The organism is Streptomyces sp. Y7 (assembly GCF_043195415.1).
In the GTDB taxonomy this organism is placed as follows: domain Bacteria; phylum Actinomycetota; class Actinomycetes; order Streptomycetales; family Streptomycetaceae; genus Streptomyces.
Map to the genome: position 1 here is coordinate 828,091 of NZ_JBIDDQ010000002.1, position 24,856 is coordinate 852,946.

Here is a 24,856-nt window from a genome sequence, read left to right on the forward strand (position 1 = left end):
TACGGCGGCGTGAGGGCAGCGGGAGGGCCGGCCCGGACACGGCTGCGCGACCGTGCCGCGGCCTCGGACCCGGGTCTGCTGAGGCTGACGGCCGGGCTGCGCACGGCGGGCTCGATCGCGCTCGCCGTCGCCGTGCTCGCGCTGCTGGGCACCGACGTGACCCATCTGGTGGCGGGCGCGCTCGCGGCGATGGTGTCGACCTTCGCCATCCGGGAGAAGCAGCGCGGGCAGCAGGCGGTCACGCTCGCGCTGGGCCTGCCGGTGGCGCTGGCGTCGATGACGTTGGCGGCGGCCCTGCACCACAGGGTGGTGGCCGGCGACCTCGTCTTCGTCGCGCTGATCTTCTGTGCGGTGTACGGCCGCCGGTTCGGGGACCGGGGCACCGCGCTGGGGCTGATCGGCTTCCAGATCTACTTCATGTCCCTGTTCGTCGGCGCCACCATCGGTGAGCTGCCGGAGCTGTTCCGCGCGGTCGCCGTGGCGTTCGGATGCGGTGCGCTGGTGCGGTTCGTGCTGGTGCCGGAGACCCCGACCGGGGTGCTCCAGCGGCTGCGCGAGGCGTTCCGCGTCCGCCTGGCGCAGCTGCTGTCCGCCCAGCTCGGTCTGCTGGACGCCGGTCCGGGGGAGGCCGACCGGGCCCTGGAGCAGGTGCGCGAGGGCACCGCCCGGCTGCACGAGACGGCACTGCTGATCCAGGGCCGGCTGGAGGGCGGGACCTCCGACGAGCGGATGGCCGGGCTCGTCCAGCGCCGTGTCGCGGACGCCGAGATCGCCGCCGAGCGGCTGGGGCTGTCGCTGCTGCGGGCACGCGGCGCCGAGCGGGTGGACACGCTGGCCATGCATCTGCCGGGCGCGCCCGTCCCGTCGGGCGGGCGCCAGCCCGTGCGGGACGAGGCGACCGAGAAGCTGCGCCGGGACATGGAGGCGCTGCGGGTGCTCGTGCTGCGACCCGTCGAAGAGGCCGCCGGTACCTCGGTGGCGCATCTGCGCAACCGGCTGCTCGGCTACCGCGACGAGGAGAACCTGCCGGTCGCGTCACCGGCCGTGCAGGACGTGTTCCGGGCCGTCGGTGAGGCCGCCCGTGCCGTGCTCGGGCTGCGGATCGCGCTCGGCGGGGCTCGGGACGAGTCGGACGACAGCCCCGCGACCGCCCGTTCGCGCGAGGAGCTGGACGCCGAGGACGCGGTGCTCGACGCCGAGGAGGAGACTCCCGCCCAGGAGGCGACCGGGCTGCGGCGGCCCACCACGCGTGCGGCGGTCCAGGTCGCCGTGGGCTCGACGCTGGCCATCGTCGGCGGTGAGCTGCTGTCCCAGGACCGCTGGTACTGGGCGGTGCTGACCTGCTGGATCGTGTTCCTCAACACCGCGTCCACGGGCGAGATCCTGGTCAAGGGCTACCGCCGGCTGCTGGGCACCGTCCTCGGTGTCCTGGCCGGCATCGTGCTGGCCGGCGCGGTCGGGCACAACACGTGGACGGCGTTCGCGCTGGTGCTGCTGTTCGTGTTCGCGATGTTCTACTCGGCGCCGCTGTCGTACACGGCGGTGTCCTTCTTCGTCACCGCGGCGCTGGGCCTGCTCTACACCCTGCTGCACACCTACAGCCTGTCGGTGCTGGTGCTGCGCATCGAGGAGACGGCGCTCGGCGCGGCCTGCGGAGTGATCGCGGCGGCGTTCGTGCTGCCGGTGCAGACGGACCGCCGGACGAACGAGCTGCTCGCGACTGTGCTGGAGCGGCTCGGCGACGTCACCCGCAGCGCCGTCGACCAGCTCAGCGGCGAACCGCCCAAGGAACTGCTCGACGAGGCGCGCGAGCTCGACCAGGCGCTGGCCGACCTGCGGGCCGCGACCAAGCCGCTCACGCATCCGGTCACGCCGCTGCGGGCCCGCCGCGAGACCGCGCGCTATGTCGTCGCGCTGCTGGAGACGTGCGCGTTTCACGCCCGTGCGCTGGCCGCGACCGCCGAGCTGCTGCCCACTCACCCGTCGATCGCGGCCGACCCCCGGCTGCGGCGGGCCGCCGGGCGCATCGAGCACAACCTGGCGGCGATCGGCGCCCACGTCGGCGACGAGCACTCCACCGCCGAGATCGAGACCGGCCCGAGCATCGCCTCGCTGCTCGGGCCGACCACCCCCGGCGTCCCGCGCTACGGCCGGATCACCGACCGTGTCCTGCGGCATCTGCAGCGCCTCGACGAGGGCGTGACCGGTCTGGCCCGCCCCCTGGGGGTACCCGTGAAGGCATCCGAGGGATGACCGTGCGGAACGGGACCGCACATCGGGGCGATTCGTGGGTAGGCGGTTGTCATGACCGAAGTCGTGGACTCAGACGAACTGCTGCGACGGATGCAACGAGCCCGGGCCAGTGCCCGGCAGGAGGAGCGTTCCTGGCGGATGCGGAGCGAGCAGCTCAGGTCGACGGACCCCGAGGGGGCCCGCGACGCCGCCGTACGGACGCTGGCGTACGAGACGGTGATCATGGTGCTGGACGAGATCCTGACGCCCGGCAGGCACGCCGGACAGGGCTGAAACCGGGGCCCGAGTGAAACAGGTCACGTGACCCGCTCTCGGTTACGCGGAATCCACCGAGATGGTTTACGGTTCATCCATACGTGGTCACGGGGTGGATCGAACACATCCCCCATGCACCACCGCATACGGCCCTGGCTGGCTTCCCCCGTCCAGCCAGGGCTTTTTCATGCCCTCCGCGAGGGCTCTCCCGTGCCTTCCTCGTGCCGCTCCGGGAATCCCGGCCGAAACCGCTCTCCGCCGAGGTGCTCAGCGCGGCGGCACGGGCTGAAATGGACGCAGGGAAGCACCGGAACCTCAGTCCTCGGCGAGGAGCCCCGTGTCATGACCAAAGCGATCAAACTGCTCACCGCCCTTCCGCCGCCTCAGCGCCAGCGCCTGATGTCGCTCGCCCGGGAGGTCGCCTTCCCGGAGGACGCCCGGATCTTCGAGGCGGGCGGCACGGCCGACCGTTTCTGGGTCATCCGCTCGGGCGCCGTCTCCCTCGACCAGCGCGTGACCTCCCTCCAGCGCGTCACCGTCGCGAGCCTCGGCGCCGGTGACCTGCTCGGCTGGTCCTGGCTGTTCCCTCCGTACCAATGGGACTTCGGTGCGGAGGCGTTCAGCCCGGTGCGTGCCTACGAGTTCGAGGCGGACGCGGTGCTGCGGCTGTGCGAGGAGGACACCCACCTCGGGATGCTGCTGGTGCGGTATGTCGCCGAAATCCTCGCGCACCGGCTGGAGATGACCCGCGGCAAGCTGATGGAGCAGTACGGGCACCACCGGCGCAGCGTGCTCTGAGCCTCAGACGCGGTAGCGCCGCAGGGCGGGCAGCGCGGCGGCCAGGCCCAGCATCAGGACGACGACCAGCAGGCCGCCGCCGACGGTCGCCGTGCGGGGGCCGAAGGCCGAGCCGGCCGTGCCGTGCAGGACGTCGGCCAGGCGCGGCCCGCCCGCGACGACGACCGTGAACACACCCTGCATCCGGCCGCGCATCTCGTCGCTGGCGGCGGACAGCAGGATCGCCCCGCGAAAGACCATCGAGACCATGTCGGCGACGCCGGCGAGGGCCAGGAACACCACCGCGAGCCACAGACTGCCGCTGAGTCCGAAGGCGGTGATGGCCGCGCCCCAGGCGACGACCGCGCCGATCACCATCCAGCCGTGCCGGCGGGCCCGGGAGAAGGTGCCGGAGAACAGCCCGCCGACCACCGCGCCGATCGGGATCGCCGCGAACAGCAGTCCGAGGGCGAGCCCTTCGCCGTACGATCCGTAGGTCTGACCCGCGAGTTGAGGGAAGAGGGCGCGGGGCATGCCGAAGACCATCGCGATGATGTCGGCCAGGAAGGACAGCAACAGCACCCGGTGCAGGGCGATGTAGCGGAAGCCCGCCACGATCTCCCGTACGCCCGCGCGACGTTCGGCGGCCGCCTTCACGGGCGGCAGCGCGGGCAGCTTGGCGACCGCCCACACGGTCACGCACAGGGCCAGCGCATCGATGAGGTACAGCTCGGCCAGGCCGATCACGGGGATGAGCACACCGGCCAGCAGCGGCCCCATGACCTGGCCGGTCTGCATGACGGTCGAGCCGAGGGCGTTGGCTGCGGGCAGTTCGTCGGCCGGCACCAGGCGGGCGATGGAGGCGTTGCGGGCCGGGGAGTTGATCCCCCAGAACGCCTGCTGCACGGCGAGGAGCACCATCAGCGCGGCCACCGACTCCATGCCGGTGACGGCCTGGAGCCAGAACAGCAGCGAGGTGACGGCTATGCCGGTGTTGGTGACGAGGAGCAGTTTGCGGCGGTCCACGCTGTCGGCGACGGCGCCGCCCCACAGCGCGAACACCACCAGCGGCAGCAGTCCGGCGAGGCTCGCGGCGCCGACCCACGCCGAGGAGCCGGTGATGTCGTAGATCTGCTTGGGCACGGCGACGGCGGTGAGCTGGCTGCCGACGGCCGTGACGATGGTCGAGGACCACAGCCGGCGGAAGGCCGGGCGGCGCAGCGGGCGGGTGTCCATCGCCCAGCGGCGCCAGCCGCGCCGGGCGGCTCTGTCCGCCTCCGGGGTCGCCGGCTGCTCTTCGGTACTGCTCTCACTCGTGTCCACGGACGTCCCTGGTTGCTCGTTACACCTATCGCGAACCAGGGATCACTATGGCACCGGTGGTCAAGCATGTGGGATGCCGGTCTCGGTTTCCGGACAGGCGGGGGGATCACCGACGGGGTCGGGGTGTGCCCGCACGCCTGTACCCCACGCAGACCGTGGCGGGGCGGTCGGACGCCGGTGGCCGATGCGGGCGCGCGGTCCGGCGCCGCCTGCGGGCCGGGGACGTCAGGCACCCGCGATGAGGCTCACGCCGAGGGCGAGCATCGTCGCGGCGACCAGGCCGTCCAGGACCCGCCAGGCCACGGGCTTGGCGAGGTGGCGGCTCAGCAGCCGCGCGCCGAAGCCGAGCGCGGCGAACCAGACCAGGCTCGCGACGGCGGCACCGAGTCCGAACGTCCAGCGCAGCGGGCCCCGGTCGGCGGCGACCGTGCCGAGCAGGAACACGGTGTCGAGGTAGACGTGCGGGTTGAGCCAGGTCATGGCGAGGCAGGTCAGCACCGCCCGCCGCCGGGACCCCGCCACGTCGCCCTCGGTCACCAGCGCGCCGCCGGGCTTGAAGACCCGGCGGGCGGCGAGCACGCCGTAGCAGAGCAGGAACACGCCGCCGACCCAGGCGACCGCCGTCAGCACGCCCGGCCAGGCCACGACCACCGCACCGACACCGGCCACGCCCAGGGTGATGAGGAGCGCGTCGGACAGGGCGCAGATGCCGACGACGGCGAGGACGGCGTCGCGGCGGATCCCCTGGCGCAGCACGAAGGCGTTCTGGGCGCCGATGGCGACGATCAGGGAGAGGCCGGTGCCGAATCCGGCGGCCGCGGTGGTCAAGGCGTTTGTCATGCCCTTCACGCTAAGGAGATGATCTCTTGACGTACAGCTAAAGATTCTTACGTATCCTTAGCTGTCGTGAAGTCAGAGCTGACCGAGCTTCCCCTGGACCAAGTGCGGACGCTGCTCGCGGTCGTGGACGAGGGCACCTTCGACGCGGCCGCCGCGGCGCTGCATGTGACGCCGTCGGCGGTGAGCCAGCGGGTGAAGGCGCTGGAGCAGCGCACGGGGCGGGTCCTGCTGGTGCGCACGAAGCCGGTGCGGCCGACGGAGTCCGGGGAGGTCGTGGTCCGGTTCGCCCGTCAGCTGGCCCGGCTGGAGCGCGACGCGCGGGCCGAGCTGGGGCTGAGCGGCACCTCGGAGGCGACACGGGTGTCGGTCGCGGTCAACGCCGACTCGCTGGCGACCTGGTTCCTTCAGGTGCTCACGCGCGTGCCGCAGGAGCCGCGGCTCTGCTTCGAGCTGCGCCGGGAGGACGAGAGCCGGACGGCGACGCTGCTGCGGGAGGGTCTGGTGATGGCCGCGGTGACGTCGTCGCCGGACGCCGTGGCGGGGTGCTCCGTGCGTCCCCTGGGCCGAATGCGGTATCTGGCCGCGGCGAGCCCGGAGTTCGCCGAGCGGCACCTCGGTGGCTCCCTGCGGGAGGCGCTCGTGCGGGCGCCGGTGATGGCCTTCGACCGCAGTGACGACCTCCAGGACGCGTTCGTCCGCAGACTGCTGCACTCCCGTACGGGCGCGAGTGACGTACGGCATCACGTCCCCACCTCGGAGGGCTTCCTGGCGTCCGTGGTCGCCGGACTGGGCTGGGGCCTGATTCCCGAGACGCAGGCGCAGGCGCTCCTGGCGGACGGCCGCCTGGTGCAGCTCGCCCCGGACCGTCCGGTCGACGTCCCGCTGTACTGGCAGCAGTGGAAGCTGGACTCGCCGGCGCTTGCGGCGGTGACGGAGGCGGTGACGGCAGCGGCCTCCCGGACACTGCGTCCCTAGCGCCCCGAAGGGGCGCGGGGCAGTATCGATTGTGCGGCTCCGCCGCGCGGGCGCGGCCGGCCACCACGGCGCCGCCGGACTACGACCTGTCCCGGCACTCCAGGGCCTCCAGCTCGGCGGCCGCGCTGGTCAGGAGCATGCCCAGCGCCGTCGGATAGGCACTGGTCACCATCCGGCCGGCCAGGAGGGGCGCCGCCTCGGCGATCCGGGGATGCGTGGCCCGCGGCAACCGCGCGTAGGTCGAGCGCCACATCTCCTCGTCCGCGCGCAGCGCCGCACTGGGCAGGGCCAGGGACGCGGCATCCAGCGCGGCGAACGCCAGGGTCTGGTCGATGAACGCGTGGTAGATGCGCACGGTGTCCGGCAGCGGGAACCCCGCGGTGCGCAGGACGTCCAGCACCGTCTCGTCGGCGGCGAGTTCGTTCGCGCGCCCGGTGACCCGGCTGGTCGTCAGCACCGCGGCCTGCGGATGGTCGACATAGGCGGCGTGGATGCGCAGCCCGACGGCGCGCAGGTCCTCGCGCCACTCCCCCGTCGGCGTCCAGCCCTCGAGCGCCCGGCCGATCAGCGCGTCGCCGATGGCCAGGGTCAGCTCGTCCATGCCCCGGAAGTAGCGGTACAGGGTGCTCGGATCGGCGTCCAGGGCCAGACCGAGGCGGCGGGCGGTGAGACCGGCGCTGCCGTGCTCGCTCAGCATCCGCAGCGCCGTCTCGACGATCAGCCGCTCGGACAGCACGGTGCCGCTCTTCGTGGGACGCCTACGGCGCCGCTTCTCCTCCGGGACGACCGGTTTGGGCACGATGCTCTCCGTCCTGGTGCCGCTCACGCCGAACGCTCGCCTTATGCCAACGCCATTGACCTTACGTGAGCGGCGGGCGTTGTATCTGAGGCGGGGCCCCACCACGTCGTAGACCTGCAGCCGAGGGAGTCTTGTCATGCGTGTACTGCTCGTGGGTGCCGGCGGTGTGGGTACCGCCATCACCCGGATCGCGGCCCGCCGTCCGTTCTTCGAGGCGATGGTGGTCGCCGACTACGACCTCGGGCGCGCCGAGGCGGCCGTCGCGGCCCTCCACGGCGACGCCCGCTTCCGCGCCGAGCGCGTCGACGCGAGCGACGAGGCGGCGGTCACCGCGCTGCTGGAGCGGCACACGTGCGACGTGCTCCTCAACGCCACCGACCCGCGGTTCGTGATGCCGCTGTTCCAGGCCGCGCGCACCACCGGGGCCACCTATGTCGACATGGCGATGTCGCTGTCGCACCCGCATCCGGAGCGGCCGTACGAGGAGTGCGGGGTCAAGCTGGGCGACGGCCAGTTCGAGCAGGCGGCGGACTGGGAGAAGGCCGGGAAGCTGGCGCTGGTCGGCATGGGTGTGGAGCCCGGGCTGTCGGACGTGTTCGCCCGGTACGCCGCCGACGAGCTCTTCGACGAGATCGAGGAGCTCGGGGTCCGCGACGGCGCGAACCTGACCGTCGACGGCTACGACTTCGCCCCGTCCTTCAGCATCTGGACGACGATCGAGGAATGCCTCAACCCGCCGGTCGTCTACGAGGAGGGCCGCGGCTGGTTCACCACCGAGCCGTTCAGCGAGCCCGAGGTGTTCGACTTCCCCGAGGGCATCGGCCCGGTCGAGTGCGTGAACGTCGAGCACGAGGAGGTGCTCCTGATGCCGCGCTGGGTCGACGCGCGCCGGGTGACGTTCAAGTACGGCCTGGGCGAGGAGTTCATCAGCACCCTGAAGACGCTGCACCTGCTGGGTCTGGACCGCACCGAGCCGGTGACCGTGCCCAGCGCCGGCGGACCGGTGCGGGTCTCGCCCCGGGACGTCGTGGCCGCGTGTCTGCCGGACCCCGCGACGCTGGGCGAGCGGATGCACGGCAAGACCTGCGCGGGCACCTGGGTCCGGGGCGTCAAGGACGGCGCGCCGCGCGAGGTGTACCTGTACCACGTGGTGGACAACCAGTGGTCGATGAAGGAGTACGGCTCCCAGGCCGTGGTGTGGCAGACGGCCGTCAATCCCGTCGTCGCCCTCGAACTCCTCTCCGCCGGCGCCTGGTCGGGTGCCGGTGTGCTCGGCCCGGAGGCGTTCCCGGCCCGGCCCTTCCTGGATCTGCTGACCGAGTACGGCTCTCCGTGGGGCATGCGCGAACAGTGACTGGATTCGCCGGTGTCCGACCGGGTTTCACTTGCGCATCGACAGGCGACTCGAAAACGAGTAATGCATCCACCGAGGGCACGTTCGACGATCGCAGGTGACTTTGATGGACGACTGGCGAGACCACGCCGCCTGCCGCCATGAGGACCCCGACCTCTTCTACCCGATCGGCACGTCCGGTCCGACCGTGCTGCAGACCGAGCAGGCGAAGGCGGTCTGCCGGCGCTGCACGGTCCGGGACCAGTGCCTGCGCTGGGCACTCGACATGGACCAGTTCATCGGCATATGGGGCGGCACGAGCGAGGCGGAGCGGCGGGCTCTGCGGCAACGGGCCGGATGACGGGCGCCGGCGGCCCGGGAGTCCGCCGCCCTCACACGGGCGCGGCCGCTCCCGGCAACCGAAGACGGAACACGGATCCGGCGCCGGGCTCGCTCGCCGCGCCGGCCGTGCCCCCGTGCGCGGCGACCAGCTGCCGGACGATCGGCAGGCCGAGCCCGCTGCCTCCGGTACGCCGGCTGCGGGACTTCTCGGCACGCCAGAACCGGTCGAAGACGTACGGCAGGTCCTCGGCGGCGATGCCGGTTCCCGTGTCGGTGACGTCGAGGACGACGTCGTCGCCGTCGCTCCGCGCGGCGAGCGTGACGGTGCCGCCGGCCGGTGTGTGGCGCAGGGCGTTGGAGACGAGGTTTCCGAGAGCCTGACGCATCCGGACGGGGTCGGCATCCAGCCAGGGGGTGCCGTCCGCCGCGGTGCGCAGGGTGACGCCGGCCGTGTCGGCGGCCACGCGGTGGGCGGCGGCGACCTGGTCGAGGAGTTCGTCCGCGCGGACCGGCTCGCGGTGCAGACGCAGCGTGCCGGCGTCCGCGGCGGCGAGGTCCTGGAGGTCGTCGATGACCCGCTGGAGGACGAGGGCCTCCTCGTGCAGGGAGGCGAGCAGGGCCGGATCCGGGTCGACGACACCGTCGCGGGTCACCTCCAGCCAGCCGCGGATGTTGGTGAGCGGGGTGCGCAGCTCATGGGCGACGTCGCTGACCATCGCCTTGCGCTGGGCCTCCAGCCGCTCCCGGCGCTCGGCGAGTTCGTTGAAGGCGGCGGCGAGGATGCCGGTCTCGTCGCGGGTGGTGACCGGCACCCGTGCGTGCCGTTCGGGGGGCTGCTGGGCGGCCGCGGTGAGCGCCCGCAGGGGCCGGACGAGCCGGGTGGCGACGGCGGCCGTGACGGCGACGGTGACCGCCAGGACGAGTCCGGCGGCACCGACGACCTTGGCCTTGTTCGCGGGGGACATGTCGAAGCGGACGGCGGTCGTGTCGCCGCCGCCCAGGAACAGCTCGGCCACGGGGGCCACATACCGGTCGAGCTGGGCCCGGCGTGCCTCGTCGACGCAGCGGTCCGCCTCCCGCGCGGCCGCGCGGTCGTCCATTCCCTTGGTCTTTCCCGGGAGGTAGCGGGTGCCGAGCGGCTTCTCGGTCACGTCGACCGCGACGAATTCCTGCGCACGGGCGCTCAGCCCGCGCCGGTCGAGGCACTTCCGGGCGCGCTCCGACAGCTCGGACAGGGCCTTGTTCTCGGTGGGGGTCGGGGTGTTGAGCAGGCCGTCGGCGCACTCGTCGGGCACGACTCCACCCGCGACCGGCCCGTCGTGGTCGGTGACCACCGGCCGGCCGCTGGGGGTCTGCACGACGGTGGCCTCGTAGCCGTTGCGGGCGAAGCACCGCTGCCGTGCTCCGGCGAGCTTCTCCAGCTCGGCCCGCTCCCGGTCGGTCACCCGGTACGGGCCCACGACCCGGGGGTCGACGCCGCCGCGCTGCGCTCCGCGCTCCGTGTAGGTGTCGATGTGCAGAGGGTCGACGGTGGCGGCGGCGCGCGGCGGCAGGGAGGTGCCGGGCGGGGCCGAGTCGGCGATGGCCGTGCGGTCGGTGGTGGTGAGGGCGATACGGCGGCCGGTGCGCGCGGACAGCTCGCGGATCGTCCTCTCGACGCCCTTCCAGTCCGGGTGGGTGGCGGCGTACCCGCTGAGCCGGGCGAGGACGTCCATGTCCTCGGCGAGGACCTGTCCCTGTTCCTCGCGCAGGGCCCGGGTGGTGGTCTCCACCGCCAGCCAGGCCGTCGCCGCCACCGAGCACACGGCGATCAGCACCGAGGCGATCAGCAGCCGTACCAGGAGCCGCTTGCGCAGCGGTACGGGCCGCGTCATGCCCGGCCGCCGCTGAGCTTGTACCCGACGCCGAACACGGTCAGCAGCCGTACCGGGCTGCGGGGGTCGGCCTCGATCTTCTTGCGCAGGTTCATGATGTGGACGTCGACGGCCCGCTCGGTGGACGCCCGGTCGGTGCCGCGGGTGCACTCCAGCAACTGCCGCCGGGAGAAGACCCGTTCGGGTTCGGCGACCATGGCCAGCAGGATCTCGAACTCGGCCGGTGTGCACTCCACCGCCGCCCCGTCGCAGTGCACCTCGTGCCGCTCGGAGTCGACGGCGATCCCCGCGGCCCGTACGACGGGGTCCTCCCGCCGCCCGGCGGCGCGGCCGCCGCGGCGCAGCACCGTACGGACGCGGGCCATCAGCTCGCGCGGGCTGTACGGCTTGGTCATGTAGTCGTCGGCGCCGAGTTCCAGGCCGAGCAGGACATCGTCCTCCGCCGACCGGGCCGTCAGCATCAGCACCGGGATGTCGTCGTCCCGGCGCAGCACCCGGCACACCCCGTAGCCGTCGATCACCGGCAGCATCAGGTCCAGCACGACGAGGTCGGGCCTGAGCCGCCGGGCGGCGTCCAGGGCGGCCGACCCGTCGTGGACCACGGTGGCGGTGTGCCCCTCCGCCAGCAGGGAGCGGCGTATGAGTTCGGCCTGCATCTCGTCGTCCTCGGCGACCAGCACATGTGCGCACACGCGGCGGATCCTAAGCGGTCGTTGGTGGACTCGGCAGCAGTGGTGGGCGGACTCAGCGGGCCAGTGCCTCGGCGTCGCCCATGACGACGACGGGATGCCGGTCGGGGTGCAGCGCGCGCAGCAGCCGGCGCATGTGCTCACGGGAGATGCTGACGCAGCCCTGGGTGGGGCCGCCGTGGTCCACGTGGAGCCATATGCCGCCGCCGCGTCCGGCGCCGAGCGGGCGGGTCCAGTCCAGGGGCGTGGTGCCCGGCCTGCGGTTGTAGTCGATGGCGATGACGTAGTCGAAGGAGCCCGCGAGCGGCTCGCCCTCGAATCCGGTGCCGGTCGCGGTGAAGCCGACGCCGTGGTCGTACGGCAGCCGGGTACCGGGGTCGCGGAGCAGTCCCCCGGCGTCGGTGAGCGTGAAGACCCCGACGGGTGAGCGCAGGTCGCCGGCGCGGTGGTGGCCGGTCCAGCCGCGCAGGGCGTTGTGCGCGGGCCACCGGGCGCCCGCCTCCCAGCCGATGTCGCTGCGCTCGTACAGCACGACCGTCGACTCCGCCGAGTCGCGGCCCTCGCCGGTCACGACGACGGCCTGCCTGGCCTCGCCGGGCACCTCGGCCCAGGTCTTCGGGCCCAGTCCGGGCAGTTGCTGCGGCGCCACCTCCAGGGCGACGTCGGGCAGGGGCGTGGCGGTCGTGGGCCTGGGGGCGGCGGGCTCGTGGTCCGGCGTCGCCTTGGCACCGCCGCCGCAGCCGGTCAGGAGCAGGGAGGCGGCCAGCAGTGCGACACGGGGCTTGTGCGTGATCATGGGTCGACCTTGACCGACACTTGTGAGGAACTCGTCAGGTTCGACGGGTGCCCCGTTCCCCCCACCGAGACTCGCACGACGGCCCGCGCGGCCTCCCCCCGGAAAGGCCCGGTCATGAGCGTTCGTATCCGCCGCGTCTACGACACCCCCGAGCCCGAGGACGGGGTGCGCGTCCTGGTCGACCGGCTGTGGCCGCGCGGTCTGTCGAAGGACGCCGCCCACGTGGACGAATGGCCCAAGGGCCTGACCCCCTCCACCGAACTGCGGCGCTGGTATCACGCGGGCGAGGGGTCGTACGAGGAGTTCGCCGGTCGCTACGAGGCGGAGCTCGACACTCCCGAGGCCGCCGAACTCCTCGATCATGTCCGGGACCTGGCAGGCAAGGGTGACGTGACCCTGCTGACGGCGTCGAAGACACCGGAGCAGAGCCACGCCTCCGTGCTGGTCCGCCTCCTGGGGGTGTGAGGAGGCGGGGCGGGGACCGCGGTCAGGCCGTCTGCCGCGCCGCCGCCCGGCCCGCGGTGCGGCCCGAGAAGAGGCAGCCGCCGAGGAACGTGCCCTCCAGGGCGTTGTAGCCGTGCACGCCGCCGCCGCCGAACCCGGCGACCTCGCCGGCGGCGTACAGGCCCTCGATCGGTGTCCCGTCGGTGCCGAGCGCGCGGGAGTCGAGGTCGGTCTGGATGCCGCCGAGGGTCTTGCGGGTCAGGATGTGCAGCTTGACGCCGATCAGGGGACCGGCGGCGGGGTCGAGGATGCGGTGCGGGGTGGCGACCCGGCCTAGGCGGTCTCCGATGTAGCGGCGGGCGTTGCGGATGCCCTGCACCTGGGAGTCCTTGCTGTACGGGTTGGCGATCTGCAGGTCGCGGGCCTCGATCTGGCGCCGGACGGTCTCCGCGTCGAGGAGCGGCTTGTCCGTCAACTGGTTCATCTTCTCGACGAGTTGTTCGAGGTTCGGGGCGGTCACGAAGTCCGCGCCGTTGCGCAGGAAGGCGTCCACCGGGCCGGGGGCGCCCTTGCCGAGCACGCGTTCCTTCAGGAATCCGGCCCGGTCCTTGGCGGTGATGTCGGGGTTCTGCTCGGAGCCCGACAGCGCGAACTCCTTCTCGATGATCTTCTGCGAGAGGATGAACCAGGAGTGGTCGTACCCGGCGATGTCGGCGTCGGTGCGCAGGTGCTTCAGGGTGCCGAGGGTGTCGTAGCCCGGCAGGCACGGGTCGGGCAGCCGGCGGCCCAGGGCGTCGAACCACATGGACGACGGGCCGGGCAGGATGCGGATGCCGTGCCCGGGCCAGATCGGGTCCCAGTTCTGCAGGCCCTCCGTGTAGTGCCACATCCGGTCACGGTTGACCAGCCGTACGCCCGCCTGCGCGCTGATGTCGAGCATGCGCCCGTCGACGTAGGCGGGGACGCCGGTGACCATCTCGGTGGGCGGGGTGCCGAGCCGTTCGGGCCAGTAGCGGCGGACTATGTCGTGGTTGGCGCCGATGCCGCCGGTGGTGACGACGACGGCCTGTGCGGTGAGCTCGAACTCGCCGACGTGGTCGCGGTTGGAGGAGACTCCGCGGGGCGAGTCGTCCTCCGCGAGCACCGTCCCGCGCACTCCGCGCGCCGTGCCGTCCTCGATGACCAGCTCGTCGACCTGGTGCCGGTGGTAGAAGGTGAGCAGTCCGTCGCGCGCTGCCTGCTTGGCATACCGCACGAAGGGCTCCACGACGCCCGTGCCGGTGCCCCAGGCGATGTGGAACCGGGGCACGGAGTTGCCGTGGCCGTCGGCGCGCAGGTCGCCGCGCTCGGCCCAGCCGACCGTGGGCAGGAACTTGATGCCGTGCGTCTCCAGCCAGGCGCGCTTCTCGCCGGCCGCGAACTCGACGTAGGCGCGGGCCCAGCGCACCGCCCAGGAGTCCTCGTCGTCGACCCGGTCGAAGCCGGCGCTGCCCTGCCAGTCGTTCCACGCCAGGTCGAGGGAGTCCTTGATGCCGAGGCGCCGCTGCTCCGGGGAGTTCACGAGGAACAGTCCGCCGAAGGACCAGAACGCCTGCCCGCCGAGGTTGGCCGCGTTCTCCTGGTCGACCAGCGCGACCCTGCGGCCCCGGCTGGTCAGTTCGCTCGCGGCGACCAGGCCCGCGAGTCCCGCTCCGACGACGATGACGTCGGCATCCATGGCGACCGTCCCTTCCTCGACTTGGTGGTGGCGCTGTTCGGTACACGGTGGTGGCGCTGTGCGCCGGTTCGGCGGCCGGACGTCTCGGCCGTGGCTAGCCCCTCGGGTCGCCGCTGCCGTCGGTGAGCAGCGCGGTGAGGAGCTGCCCCAGCCAGACGCGGGCGTGCTCGACGTCCCGGTCCAGCAGCAGTTGGGTGGTGACGCCGTCGTACGCGGCGACCACGGCGTGGGCGGCGCCGTCGATGTCGCCGAGCACGGCGGGCAGTGCGGTGTGGCCGCGCGCTCGGGCGAGCCGGTCGGCGATCGCGCCGCGCAGCCGTGCACGGTGCTCCAGCAGGGTCCGCGCGACGGCCGGGTCACGTGCCGCGTGCACCAGGAAGTCGGTCTTCACCAGCAGCCAGTCGCGGTCCAGCAGCAGTACCTCGGTCACCCGGTCCACGGCGGCGGCCACGTCCAGGCCGGGCCCGTCGAGGGCGAGCGCGCCGGCCACCTGGTCGGCGATGAGGTCCGCGCGCTCCTGGTAGAGGGCGAAGAACAGCTCGTCCAGGCTGCCGAAGTTGGAGTAGAAGGCGCCTCTGCTGTAGCCGGCGGCCTCACAGACCTCCTCGATGGAGACCCGTCCGAACCCCTTGGCGGCGAACACGGCGAACGCGGCGTCCAGCAGATTGGCCCGGGTGCGGACCCGGCGCCTGGTGACGCGTCGGGTCGTTTCCTCCACCACCATGGCCGGACCTCCGTTCGATACGCGAATGTATCCGATACACCCGTGTATCCAAAGGGTTCTTTCCTCGATCCGAGGGGTCTGTCCCTGATCCGCTTCTGGCGAATCGGTGCCTGTCCACCCATACCTGGCATGTTCACCGGATCGAAGGAGAGATCAACCGGTCCGCATATGCCCGGCGCCGTCGGCGCCTACCGTCACGCCGGACTGGACCACCGTCAACACCCCTGGGAGCACCGTGCCGGGCTCAAGCCTTCCCGATGACCGCTACAGCCGCACCGAGGCCACCCGGCTGCTGTGCGCCGGTGTCTACCAGGACGCCACCTTCCGCCGCCGGGTGCTCGACGAACTGGTCGGCCACATGGAACGGCCCGTCGCCCCCGCGCTCGGCGTGGACGTCCTGCCGGTGCTCGCCCACGCCGTGCGCGTGGCCCGCAGGGAGACCCGTACGGCGCTGCTGATGCTCGCGGCCTGGGCCGGATTCGTGCTGTCGGACTTCCTCATGGTGTGGGACAGCCTGTCCGACCGGTGGGGACACGACGCCGAGGTGGGCTTCGGTGACGTGTTCACCGCGCTCTTCCAGGGCCAGGAGAACGTGTCCGGCGGCATCCCGATGCCCTGGTCCCAGCTCTACGCCCTGGTCACGCTCGCGCTGTGGTTCGCCTCCGCGGTCGGCGAACGGGGCACGGACGTCAAGGAGCTGGGACTGCCCGGCACGGTGGCCCGCGCCGCCGACGGTCTGGGCCGGCTCGCCGGACTGGGCAGTGTGCTGTTCCTCTGCCTCTACTGGTACCTCTACCTCGCGGGGCTCGTGGACGGCACCGCGCAGACGCCCTACCCGGCGCTCTTCCCCCTGGTGATCACCCTCATCGGCTGGCAGCACCAGACGAGCCACCGCAAGGCGCTGTGCCGGTGGCTGTCGAAGTGGACGTTCCCCACGGCCACGCAGCCCGGCCTGCCCCCGGGCCTGCCGTACGACGACCTGGTGCCCACCATCCGCCGGGAGCAGCAGGCACCCGTGACCCTGTACGACCTGGAGGCCCCGTTCGTCGGCCTGGGCACGCTCAGGAAGAGCTGGTCCTTCGCGATGGAACTGCGCAAGCTGCCCGAGGGGTCCGCGGGACAGGTTCCCGCGCAGAGCAGTGCCGCCAACGGGGCCGGAACCGGCCTCACCCGGCGCACCACGGAGCGTCTGACGGCGAGCACCGCGCTCGACATGATCGAACCTCAGCTGATCGAGCTGCGGGAGTCCGCCGCCCGCACGGGCCGCGACCGCCTGCGGGACCTGGAGATCGAGCGGTTCCTGTATCTCCCGGGAGGTGTCGGGCGTGCGGAGCAGGTGGAGGTCGGCGGCGTCGACGACGCGGCGGCCTTCGCCGCCACGCAGCGGGGCCGTGGCCAGGGCGGCAGGGCGGTGTACGACCCGGCGCAGATCGCCGCGCACCTCGCCGAGGCGGTCGACGAAGGCGGGGAGGCCCGGCGGGTGTTCCTGCGGGTCCGGGTCGGTGCCTGGCACGAACAGCTCGTCGTGACCGTGCTCGTGCGCGTGCACACCCAGGGCGGCATGCTCGTCCTGGAGGTCGAGTCCTACGTACTGAATCCGGTCCGCAAGGAGTTCCGGGGCGTGGACGCGCTCGTGGACCGCCTCCCGGAGAAGTGGCCCAGCGCGGCCCTGCGAGCGCTGCGGCACGCTCCCTCGATCGGTGTGAGCTGTGCGATCGGCGCGCTCGGCAGCGTGTACCGCGAGATCGCCTCGGGCTGGTCCGACGGTGACGAACTGCCGGACGTCCCCCGCCTCTCACTGCGGGCGCTGGCGGCTCAGAAGGAACTGTCGCGCTTCCAGGAGGTGGACGCCGAGCGGTACATCAAGACCATCCAGGAACGCATCGCGGGCGGTGTCCGGGTGGCGCTGCGCGAACACGGCTACCGGACCGAAGAGTTCGAACAGCACATCTACCACGTCAGCGGCGGGGGCGTCTTCATCAAGGACATGTCGGGCGGCGCGATCGCCACCGGCAGCCATGGTCAGGCGTCCTCGCGGACCTCCCCCGCGCCCGGCACCGGTCTGCCGCGCCAGGAAGGAAACCTCACATGAGTCAGGACCACACCTCACCGCAGCCGCCCGCCGGCGGGGCGTCCGCGGGCGGCGGCGTCAGCATCGGCTCGATGTCCGGAGGCTCGATCGCCACCGGCAGCCACGGCCGGGCCGTCTCGGTCAACACCACCGGCCAGACCCTCGACGCCCGGCACCAGGAACTCCTGGCAACCGTGCGGGAGTTGCTCGCCGAACTGCCCGAGCAGGGCGCCGGGGAGGCGGAGGACGTCGCGCTGCACGCCGAACTCGTCGGCCTGGAGGCCGAGATCACGAGCTCGGGCCGGGCGGAGTCCGGCCGTCTCACCCGCGTGCTGGTCGGCGTCCGGCGCTGGCTCGGCTCCCAGGCCGCCGCCGCGGGCGCGGTGGCCTCGGCGACCGCCGTGGTGCAGGCAATCGCCCAGCTACTCGGCTGAGAGCCGACCGGACAGCGCAGACGGCCGCCAGCCTGGAGGGACGACGGCGATGAGGGTGTACGACAGGGAACGGCAGGAGTGGGCGGGAGGCCGCCGCGAGCGCCTCTACCACCCGGACCAGTATCTGGACCTGCCGCGTCAGCGGCGCGTTCTGGAGCGGACCGGCGTGGTGCTCGCCGTGGTGGGGGTGTGTTTCGGCGTCTGGGCGTTCGCCTGGAAGGACGAGCCCGAACCACCGCCGCCCGCCACCACGAGTCAGGGCGAGAGCGCCCCGGCCGAAACCGGCTCCGACCCGGGCGGGACCTTCCCGCAGGAGTCCCCCACCGTGACGGACTCCGGGTCCGTCGCCCTGCCCGACGGCTACGAGGAGGTGCCGGACGACGAGGGGTTCCGGGTCGCGGTCCCGACGGGCTGGTCGCGCGAGAGCAGCGCGTCCCGGTTCGGCATCGACATCGTCAACTACCGCAGTTCCGACGGGTCGCGCCGACTTCAGATCTTCCAGGTGATGGAGGACTCGCCCTACGGCTCGCTCGAGGTCGCCCAGGTCGAGAGCGCCAAACTGGACGGCTACGAGCTGATCGGGCTGACCCAGATCTCGTCGTCCCCCTACGCCGCGGCCGAGCACGAGTACCGGGCCAGTGAGATCGCCGGCGAGTCGGACACCGGGTCCGTTCGGCACGTCATCGACCACCGCTTCGAGGCGAGCGACGGCAACCGGTACGCGCTCGTCGCGTACGGACCCGACAACGCCGACGAGACCGAACGCGAACTCGTCGACACGGCGGTCACCTGGTTCTGCCCGCCGGACACCACCTGCGAGCCTCCCACCGGCTGACGCCACGCGCCGCCACCGCGCTCACGCCGACCGTGTGATGGTGACTTTGACGTGCTTCATGAGCGGCTGGTCGCTCTGAGTGCTGTAGTCGCCGATCGCGCACAGGACGTTCATCTCGGGCATGTAGCCCGCCGCGCAACCGCGAGGCATGTCGTACGGAACGGCGAGGTAGCCGTCGAGCCGGCGGTGGCTGCCGTCCTTGGCCGTGCTGACGATGTCCACCGGTTCGAGTTCGAGGATCCCGCGCTCGCGCATGTCGTCCTCGTTCATGAAGACGAGGGTGCGCAGGTTGCTGATACCGCGATAGCGGTCGTTGTCGGAGTAGATGGTGGTGTTCCACTGGTCGTGGGAGCGCATGGTTCCCAGGGCCAGGGTGCCGGGCGCGGGGACCACGTCGGGCAGTGGGGCGGTGGAGAACTCGGCTCGTCCCGACGGGGTCAGGAAGACCAGTTCGCGCGCGGGCTGCTTGATGCGGAAGCCCAGCGGCAGCCGTACCCGGCGGTTGAAGTCCTCGAATCCGTCCAGGACTTGGGCCATCGTGTCGCGGATACGGTCGTAGTCCTCGACGTACCACTCCCAGCGCGTGGGGCTGTCCGGAAGCGCGGCGCGGGCCATCGCGGCGATGATGGCCGGCTCGGAGAGCAGGTGCTTGGACGCGGGGCGCTTCATGCCGAGGGACAGATGGACCATGCTCATCGAGTCCTCGACCGAGGTGCTCTGGACGCCGTGGCGCTGGTCGTCCTTCTCGGTCCGGCCGAGGCAGGGCAGGATGAGCGCGCGCCGGCCGTGCACGAGATGACTCCGGTTGAGCTTGGTGCTCACCTGGACGGTGAGGTCGCATTGACGCAGAGCCTCGTAGGTGTACGGGGTGTCGGGGGCGGCCAAGGCGAAGTTGCCGCCCATGCCGACGAACACCTTCACCTCGCCCCGGTGCATGGCCCGGATCGTGCCGACCGTGTCGAGTCCGTGCCGCCGGGGCGGGTCGATCCGGCAGTACCGTGCGAGCCGGTCCAGGAAGTCCTCGGTGGGCCGGTGGTCGATGCCGCAGGTCCGGTTGCCCTGGACGTTGCTGTGTCCGCGCACGGGCGACGGCCCAGCTCCCTCGCGTCCCAGATTGCCGCGCAGCAGCAGGAGGTTGACGATCTCCCGTACGGTGTCGACGCCGTGCTCGTGCTGGCTGACGCCCAGGCACCAGCTGACGATGCTGCGGTCCGCCTCGCGGTAGACGCGGGCCGCCTTGAGGATGTCGTCGCGGTCCAGCCCGCACTGGCGCTCGATCTCCGCCCACGGGGTGTCCTCGCACAGCGCGCGGTAGGCGTCGAAATGGATGGTGTGCCGGTCGATGAACTCCTGGTCCAGCGCCTTGGCGTCGGCCTTGGCCTGTTCCATGACGGCCTTGGCGATGCCGCGCAGCAGCGCCATGTCGCCGCCGATGCGCGGTTGCAGGTTCAGGGTGCTGGTGGGCGTGGACTTGAACAGGGCCATGTCGGTGAAGTCGTGGGGCACGATCGTGCGCGTGGCCGCCGCCTCGACCAGCGGGTTGATGTGCACGACCTGCGCGCCCCGGTGATACGCCTCGGCGAGGGCGGTGAGCATCCGCGGTGCGTTGGAGGCGGCGTTGACGCCCATGATGAACAGGGCGTCGGTGGTCTCCCAGTCCTTGAGGTCGACGGTCCCCTTGCCGGTGCCCAGTGACGCCTGGAGCGCACGGCCGCTCGCCTCGTGGCACATGTTGGAGCAGTCGGGCAGGTTGTTCGTGCCCAGTTCGCGGGCCATCAGCTGGTAGAGGAACGTGGCCTCGTTGCCGAGGCGGCCGGAGGTGTAGAACGAGGCCTGGTTCGGGTCGTCGAGTGCGCGCAGGGCGTCGCCGACCGTCCTGAACGCGTCGTGCCAGCTGATCGGTACGTAGTGGTCGGACTCCGGGTCGTAGGCCATCGGCTCCGTCAGCCGGCCCTGGTCCTCCAGGTCGTAGTCGCTCCACGCGGACAGGTCGGTGACCGAGTGGGCGGCGAAGAAGGCACGGTCGACGCGCTTGGGGGTCATCTCCCAGGTGACGTGCTTGATGCCGTTCTCGCAGATGTCGAGGTGCAGGCCCTTGGTGTCGTCGGGCCACGCGCATCCGGGGCAGTCGAAGCCGGTGTTCTCGTGGTTCATCCGCATGATCGCCCGGGGTCCGTCCACGAGCGCGCGCTCACGCATCAGCACCCGGCTCACGCTCTTCGCCGCCCCCCAGCCGGCGGCGGGGTGGTGGTAGGGACGGAAGTGCGGTTCGCCCTCGGGCTCGGGCCCGACCCGGGGTTCGGGGGCCCGTCCGTCGTCGTGGGAGGCGTTCAAGAGTCTCACCCTTCACCGTCCGGGCGCGCGATGCCCGCGAGGTGCAGCGAGCAGGCATCGGCGGCACGGTCGCCGTGGCCCGGGGGCGGTCGGACGGCCGCCCCCGCGTTCCGCCAGGTCTCTAGCTCTTGCTTCCCTCCCAGCCGTAGGGGGCCTCCGCGCCCTGCGGGGGTTCGCCGGTCAGCCCTGCTTCCCTTCGTTCGTTCACGGTGAGCTGCGCGAGTTCGTCCTCGTCGGGTCGGCGGGGCATGCCCCTGTTGTGGCCATGCTCCCAGTCGCCCTCGACGGCCTTGTTGGACTTGTGATGGTGCGTCATGCGCGGCCTCCTCGATCGAGGGTCCGGGAGTGCTGGGACGTCAGCTCTCCTCGTTGCCGTCCTTCCCCTCCGCTGCCGCCGCCGCGTGCTGTTCCGGGGCGTGCTTGCGGACGGTGCAGTGGAGGGAGTCGTCCGTCACGTCGGCGACGATGGTGTCCCCGGGCTCCGCGTCGCCCCCGAGGAGGATGTCCGCGACCCGGTTGTCCAGCTCGGCCTGGATCGTGCGGCGCAACGGGCGGGCGCCGAACTCCGGTTGGTGCCCGTGGGCGATCAGGAGCTTCTTCGCCGCCTCGGTCACCTCCAGGTGCATTCCCTGGGCCTCCACCCGCCGTGCGCTGCGGTCCAGCAGATGGTCCACGATCCGCCCCAGGTCCTCCTGGGCGAGGCCGTGGAAGATGATGATGTCGTCGATGCGGTTGAGGAACTCCGGCAGGAAGCGCGCCCGCAGTTCCTCCGTCAACTCGTCCTTCAGCTCGGACACATCGCCCTTGTGGGCGAGGATCCGGTGGGCCCCGATGTTGGACGTCATGATCACGACGCAGTGCCGGAAGTCGACGGTGCGTCCCTGCCCGTCGGTGAGGCGCCCGTCGTCGAGGATCTGGAGCAGCGTGTTGAAGACGTCGGGGTGCGCCTTCTCGACCTCGTCGAACAGGACCACGCTGTACGGCCGTCGCCGCACCTTCTCGGTGAGCTGGCCCGCCTCGTCGTAGCCGACGTAGCCGGGAGGGGCTCCGACGAGCCGGGCGACGGTGTGCTTCTCCTGGAACTCGCTCATGTCGAAGCGGATCATGCGGTCCTCCTCGCCGAAGAGCTCCTCGGCGAGGGTCTTGGCCAGCTCGGTCTTGCCGACCCCGGTGGGGCCGAGGAAGAGGAAGGAACCGACGGGACGGTTCGGGTCGCCCATGCCGGCCCGGTTGCGGCGCACGGCCCGGGAGACGGCGGTGACCGCCTCGTCCTGGCCGACGATGCGGGAGTGCAGCCGCCCCTCCAGCCCGAGGAGCTTCTCCTTCTCGGTGGCGGTCAGCTGGGAGACGGGGATGCCCGTACGGCGGGAGACGACGTCGGCGATGTCGGCGTCGGTGACCGAGACGACGCCTGCCCGGCGTTCCTCGATCCCGGCGAGTTCGCCCTCGGCCCGGGCTATCTCGCGCTTCATCCGCGCCGCTTTGTCGAAGTCCTCGGCGGCCACGGCCTGGTCCTGCTCGCGGCGCAGCTTGGCGATCCGGTCCTCGCGGCTGACGACCTCGGTGGACCGGCCGGCGCTGCGCAGCCGCACCCGGGCGCCGGCCTGGTCCATCACGTCGATGGCCTTGTCGGGCAGGAAGCGGTCGCTGATGTAGCGGTCCGACAGCTCGGCCGCGGCGGCGAGGGCGCCGTCGGCGAAACGCACCTGGTGGTGGGCCTCGTACGCGTCGCGCAGCCCTTCGAGGATCTGCACGGTCTCCTCGACGCTCGGTTCGGGAATCAGCACCGGCTGGAAGCGCCGTTCCAGTGCCGCGTCCTTCTCGACGTACTTGCGGTATTCGTCGATGGTCGTCGCGCCCACGACGTGGAGCTCCCCGCGGGCCAGGGCGGGCTTGAGCATGTTCCCCGCGTCCATCGAGCCCTCGCCGGTGGCCCCGGCGCCCACGACCGTGTGGAGCTCGTCGATGAACAGGATGATGTCGCCGCTCGCCTTCTGGACGTCCTCGATGACCTTCTTCAGCCGCTCCTCGAACTGCCCCCGGTACTGCGCGCCCGCGACCATGCCGGACAGATCGAGCGCGACCACCCTCTTGTCCTTGAGCGTGTCGGGTACCTCACCTGCGACGATGCGCTGGGCCAGGCCCTCGACGATCGCGGTCTTGCCCACCCCGGGCTCGCCGATCAGCACGGGGTTGTTCTTGGAGCGCCGGGAAAGGATCTCGACGGTCTGCTCGATCTCCTCGGCCCTGCCGACCACCGGGTCGAGCCGGCCGGCCTTGGCCTCCTCGGTGAGGTCGCGGCCGAATTCGTCCAGCGTCGTCGCCGGCTGCTGTGCGCGGTCCGCGGGCTGCCCCTCGGTACGGGCCGCCTGGTCCGTGACTCCCGCCAGCCGGCCGACGTCCTGCCCCTCGGCCTGGAGCAGCCGGGCGGCGCCGGTGTCCGCGTCCGCGACCAGCGCGCCGAGAATGTGCTCGGGGCCGATGTAGGACACCCCGGCCGCCCGGGACCGGGCGTAGGCGGCGGCGAGGGTCCGTTTGGCCGCGGGGGTCAGTCCCGGCTCCGAGGACGGTTCGTCCGACTCGTGCGGGAGGATCTTGGCGATCTCGGCCCCCAGGACGTCGGGGTTCACGTCGGCGCGGGCGAGCAGGGAGCGTGCGGGTTCGACCTGGGTGGCGGCCCACAGCAGGTGCTCGGTGTCCAGGTCGGACGTGCCGTCCTCCCTCGCGCGCCGCGCGGCGAGGTTCAGCAGTTCCTGCGAGGACTCGGTCAACAGCCGTCCGACGGGGACCCGTTGGACCGCCGGTGGCGAGGATGCCGGTGACATGCCGAAGAAACGGTTCAACATGTCGCTGAAGGGGTCGGGAGAGCCGAGACCGAACGACGACATCGACATGGCAGCTCCTGGGACATCGAGGGTCCCTTCCACCAAATCGCGGCAGTCCGAGCCCTGCAAACGGAGCACAGGACGGAGTCGACCCGTGTGCTGATGCGCTACGCACGGTGACGCGGGGACATGCGGTCACCCCGGACCGGTCGCCGTGTCCTCCCCGCCGGGGGCCGGCGGCAGGTCGTCGAGGAAGGTGACGGTCGGCACGTAGAAGAGGCAGCCGGTGACGGCGGTCGAATAGTCGAGGATCCGGTCGTGGGCGGCCGGGCCGTTGCCGAGGAACATGTTCCTGAGCATCTGCTCGGTCACGTCGGGGGTGCGGGCATAGCCGATGAAGTACGTGCCGAATTCCTGCTCCCCGACCGTGCCGAACGGCATGTTCTCGCGGACGATCTTCCGCTCGTCGCCGTTGTCGTCGGTGACGGTGTTCAGGGCGACATGGGAGTCGGCGGGCTTGATGTCGTCGGGCAGTTCGACGTTGGCCAGCTTGCTGCGGCCGATGACCCGGTCCTGTTCTTCGACGGGCAGGGCGTGCCAGGCGGTGAGGTCGTGCAGGTACTTCTGGACGATCACATAGCTGCCGCCCCGGAAGCCAGGGTCCTCGTCACCGACGAACACCGCGTCGGCCGCGGCCGCGCCCTCCGGGTTCTCGCTGCCGTCCACATAGCCGAGCAGGTCACGTTCGTCGAAGTACTTGAAGGCGTACACCTCGTCCACGACCGTGCCGGCGCCGGTCAGGCGCTCGGCGATCAGCCGCGCCAGCTCGAAGCAGAGGTCCATGTGATGGGCCCGCACATGGAACAGCAGTTCGCCCGGCGTGGACGGGGCGCTGTGGCGTTCGCCGGCCAGTTCCACGAAGGGGTGCAGGTCGCGCGGGCGAGGGCCGTCGAAGAGCCGGTCCCACGCTGCCGAGCCGGTGAGCTCGTCGGCGGGTGCCCGGAAGGCCACCGAACGGCGCAGGCCCGAGACGTCCTCCAACAGGTCCCTGACCGTGCCCTCGCCGCCCGCGTCGACGGTGACCACGAGGAACACGGCAGCTCGGGCAGGCGGCACCACCACGGGCTGCGACTCGAGCACGATCCGGCCTCCTCAGCGGGCGTGATCCCCCCTCCATGGTGGAGGGCCACCGGGGAAACCGCAGGGGTCCACCACG

The 24,856-nt window shown here is 71.8% G+C and carries 22 protein-coding genes; 10 read left to right on the plus strand and 12 right to left on the minus strand.

All coding sequences use genetic code 11. From position 1 onward, the window contains the following. Positions 1-9: 9 nt before the first annotated feature. The 3 genes from ACGFW6_RS09365 (at position 10) to ACGFW6_RS09375 (ending at position 3,306) form a co-directional block, all read left to right on the plus strand. Entirely contained in the window at positions 10-2,253 is a 2,244-nt protein-coding gene (locus ACGFW6_RS09365) for an FUSC family protein (protein ID WP_393506343.1), read from the plus strand. A 51-nt stretch (positions 2,254-2,304) separates the two neighbouring features. Continuing rightward, positions 2,305-2,526, plus strand: a complete 222-nt coding sequence (locus tag ACGFW6_RS09370; protein WP_393506345.1) for a hypothetical protein — start codon at positions 2,305-2,307, stop codon at positions 2,524-2,526. A gap of 324 nt (positions 2,527-2,850) precedes the next feature. Further along, entirely contained in the window at positions 2,851-3,306 is a 456-nt protein-coding gene (locus tag ACGFW6_RS09375) for a cyclic nucleotide-binding domain-containing protein (RefSeq protein WP_393506347.1), read from the plus strand. A gap of 3 nt (positions 3,307-3,309) precedes the next feature. On the opposite strand, the gene ACGFW6_RS09380 is transcribed toward ACGFW6_RS09375, so the two are convergent. Both ACGFW6_RS09380 and ACGFW6_RS09385 read right to left on the minus strand, forming a co-directional pair. Further along, complete coding sequence (locus ACGFW6_RS09380; RefSeq protein ID WP_393506349.1) at positions 3,310-4,608, minus strand: MFS transporter; 1,299 nt, start codon at positions 4,606-4,608, stop codon at positions 3,310-3,312. Positions 4,609-4,833: 225 nt separating this feature from the next. Next, positions 4,834-5,448 carry a LysE/ArgO family amino acid transporter gene (locus tag ACGFW6_RS09385; protein WP_393506351.1) on the minus strand — a complete coding sequence of 205 codons (615 nt, stop codon included), beginning with the start codon at positions 5,446-5,448 and terminating at the stop codon, positions 4,834-4,836. A 66-nt stretch (positions 5,449-5,514) separates the two neighbouring features. On the opposite strand from ACGFW6_RS09385, the gene ACGFW6_RS09390 reads away from it, so the two are divergent. Beyond that, entirely contained in the window at positions 5,515-6,423 is a 909-nt protein-coding gene (locus ACGFW6_RS09390) for a LysR family transcriptional regulator ArgP (RefSeq protein ID WP_393506353.1), read from the plus strand. 79 nt (positions 6,424-6,502) lie between these two features. Here ACGFW6_RS09390 and ACGFW6_RS09395 read toward each other — a convergent pair whose 3' ends face one another. Continuing rightward, complete coding sequence (locus tag ACGFW6_RS09395; RefSeq protein ID WP_393506984.1) at positions 6,503-7,222, minus strand: TetR/AcrR family transcriptional regulator; 720 nt, start codon at positions 7,220-7,222, stop codon at positions 6,503-6,505. Positions 7,223-7,358: 136 nt separating this feature from the next. Between ACGFW6_RS09395 and ACGFW6_RS09400 the strand changes: the two genes are divergently transcribed. Beyond that, entirely contained in the window at positions 7,359-8,576 is a 1,218-nt protein-coding gene (locus ACGFW6_RS09400; protein WP_393506355.1) for a saccharopine dehydrogenase family protein, read from the plus strand. Between the two features lie 106 nt (positions 8,577-8,682). Then, positions 8,683-8,916: a WhiB family transcriptional regulator gene (locus ACGFW6_RS09405; RefSeq protein ID WP_393506357.1), complete on the plus strand. Its 234-nt coding sequence runs from the start codon at positions 8,683-8,685 to the stop codon at positions 8,914-8,916. A 31-nt stretch (positions 8,917-8,947) separates the two neighbouring features. On the opposite strand, the gene ACGFW6_RS09410 is transcribed toward ACGFW6_RS09405, so the two are convergent. Genes ACGFW6_RS09410 through ACGFW6_RS09420 form a run of 3 tightly spaced genes read right to left on the minus strand, consistent with a single transcriptional unit; the run spans position 8,948 to position 12,256 of the window. After that, complete coding sequence (locus tag ACGFW6_RS09410; protein ID WP_393506359.1) at positions 8,948-10,771, minus strand: sensor histidine kinase; 1,824 nt, start codon at positions 10,769-10,771, stop codon at positions 8,948-8,950. Continuing rightward, a complete protein-coding gene (locus ACGFW6_RS09415; protein WP_393506361.1) occupies positions 10,768-11,463 on the minus strand; it encodes a response regulator transcription factor in 696 nt (231 codons plus the stop codon). Before ACGFW6_RS09415 ends, ACGFW6_RS09410 begins: the two co-directional genes overlap by 4 nt. 52 nt (positions 11,464-11,515) lie before the next feature. Further along, positions 11,516-12,256, minus strand: a complete 741-nt coding sequence (locus ACGFW6_RS09420) for a L,D-transpeptidase family protein (RefSeq protein ID WP_393506363.1) — start codon at positions 12,254-12,256, stop codon at positions 11,516-11,518. 114 nt (positions 12,257-12,370) lie between these two features. On the opposite strand from ACGFW6_RS09420, the gene ACGFW6_RS09425 reads away from it, so the two are divergent. Beyond that, positions 12,371-12,721, plus strand: coding sequence for a DUF488 domain-containing protein (locus ACGFW6_RS09425; protein WP_393506365.1), 351 nt, complete (start codon positions 12,371-12,373; stop codon positions 12,719-12,721). A gap of 22 nt (positions 12,722-12,743) precedes the next feature. Here ACGFW6_RS09425 and ACGFW6_RS09430 read toward each other — a convergent pair whose 3' ends face one another. Both ACGFW6_RS09430 and ACGFW6_RS09435 read right to left on the minus strand, forming a co-directional pair. After that, on the minus strand, positions 12,744-14,417 hold the full coding sequence (locus ACGFW6_RS09430; RefSeq protein WP_393506367.1) for an FAD-binding dehydrogenase: 1,674 nt from the start codon (positions 14,415-14,417) through the stop codon (positions 12,744-12,746). Between the two features lie 94 nt (positions 14,418-14,511). Then, entirely contained in the window at positions 14,512-15,141 is a 630-nt protein-coding gene (locus ACGFW6_RS09435; protein WP_393506369.1) for a TetR/AcrR family transcriptional regulator, read from the minus strand. A 235-nt stretch (positions 15,142-15,376) separates the two neighbouring features. Here ACGFW6_RS09435 and ACGFW6_RS09440 point away from each other — a divergent pair, with 235 nt between their 5' ends. The 3 genes from ACGFW6_RS09440 to ACGFW6_RS09450 are packed head-to-tail and all read left to right on the plus strand — an operon-like array spanning position 15,377 to position 18,481. Continuing rightward, positions 15,377-17,233: a hypothetical protein gene (locus ACGFW6_RS09440; protein ID WP_393506371.1), complete on the plus strand. Its 1,857-nt coding sequence runs from the start codon at positions 15,377-15,379 to the stop codon at positions 17,231-17,233. After that, positions 17,230-17,646, plus strand: a complete 417-nt coding sequence (locus ACGFW6_RS09445) for a hypothetical protein (RefSeq protein ID WP_393506373.1) — start codon at positions 17,230-17,232, stop codon at positions 17,644-17,646. The genes ACGFW6_RS09440 and ACGFW6_RS09445 overlap by 4 nt, the downstream gene beginning before the upstream one ends. Positions 17,647-17,695: 49 nt before the next feature. Beyond that, positions 17,696-18,481, plus strand: a complete 786-nt coding sequence (locus tag ACGFW6_RS09450; RefSeq protein ID WP_393506375.1) for a hypothetical protein — start codon at positions 17,696-17,698, stop codon at positions 18,479-18,481. A 21-nt stretch (positions 18,482-18,502) separates the two neighbouring features. On the opposite strand, the gene ACGFW6_RS09455 is transcribed toward ACGFW6_RS09450, so the two are convergent. From ACGFW6_RS09455 to ACGFW6_RS09470, 4 genes are all read right to left on the minus strand, one after another. Next, positions 18,503-20,815 (minus strand): FdhF/YdeP family oxidoreductase, encoded by a 2,313-nt coding sequence (locus tag ACGFW6_RS09455; RefSeq protein WP_393506376.1) that lies wholly within the window; start codon positions 20,813-20,815, stop codon positions 18,503-18,505. 121 nt (positions 20,816-20,936) lie between these two features. Beyond that, positions 20,937-21,131, minus strand: coding sequence for a hypothetical protein (locus ACGFW6_RS09460; protein WP_393506378.1), 195 nt, complete (start codon positions 21,129-21,131; stop codon positions 20,937-20,939). Positions 21,132-21,171: 40 nt separating this feature from the next. Next, a complete protein-coding gene (locus ACGFW6_RS09465) occupies positions 21,172-23,709 on the minus strand; it encodes an ATP-dependent Clp protease ATP-binding subunit (protein WP_393506380.1) in 2,538 nt (845 codons plus the stop codon). A gap of 126 nt (positions 23,710-23,835) precedes the next feature. Beyond that, positions 23,836-24,780, minus strand: coding sequence for a Dyp-type peroxidase (locus ACGFW6_RS09470; RefSeq protein WP_393506382.1), 945 nt, complete (start codon positions 24,778-24,780; stop codon positions 23,836-23,838). Positions 24,781-24,856 lie beyond the last annotated feature (76 nt).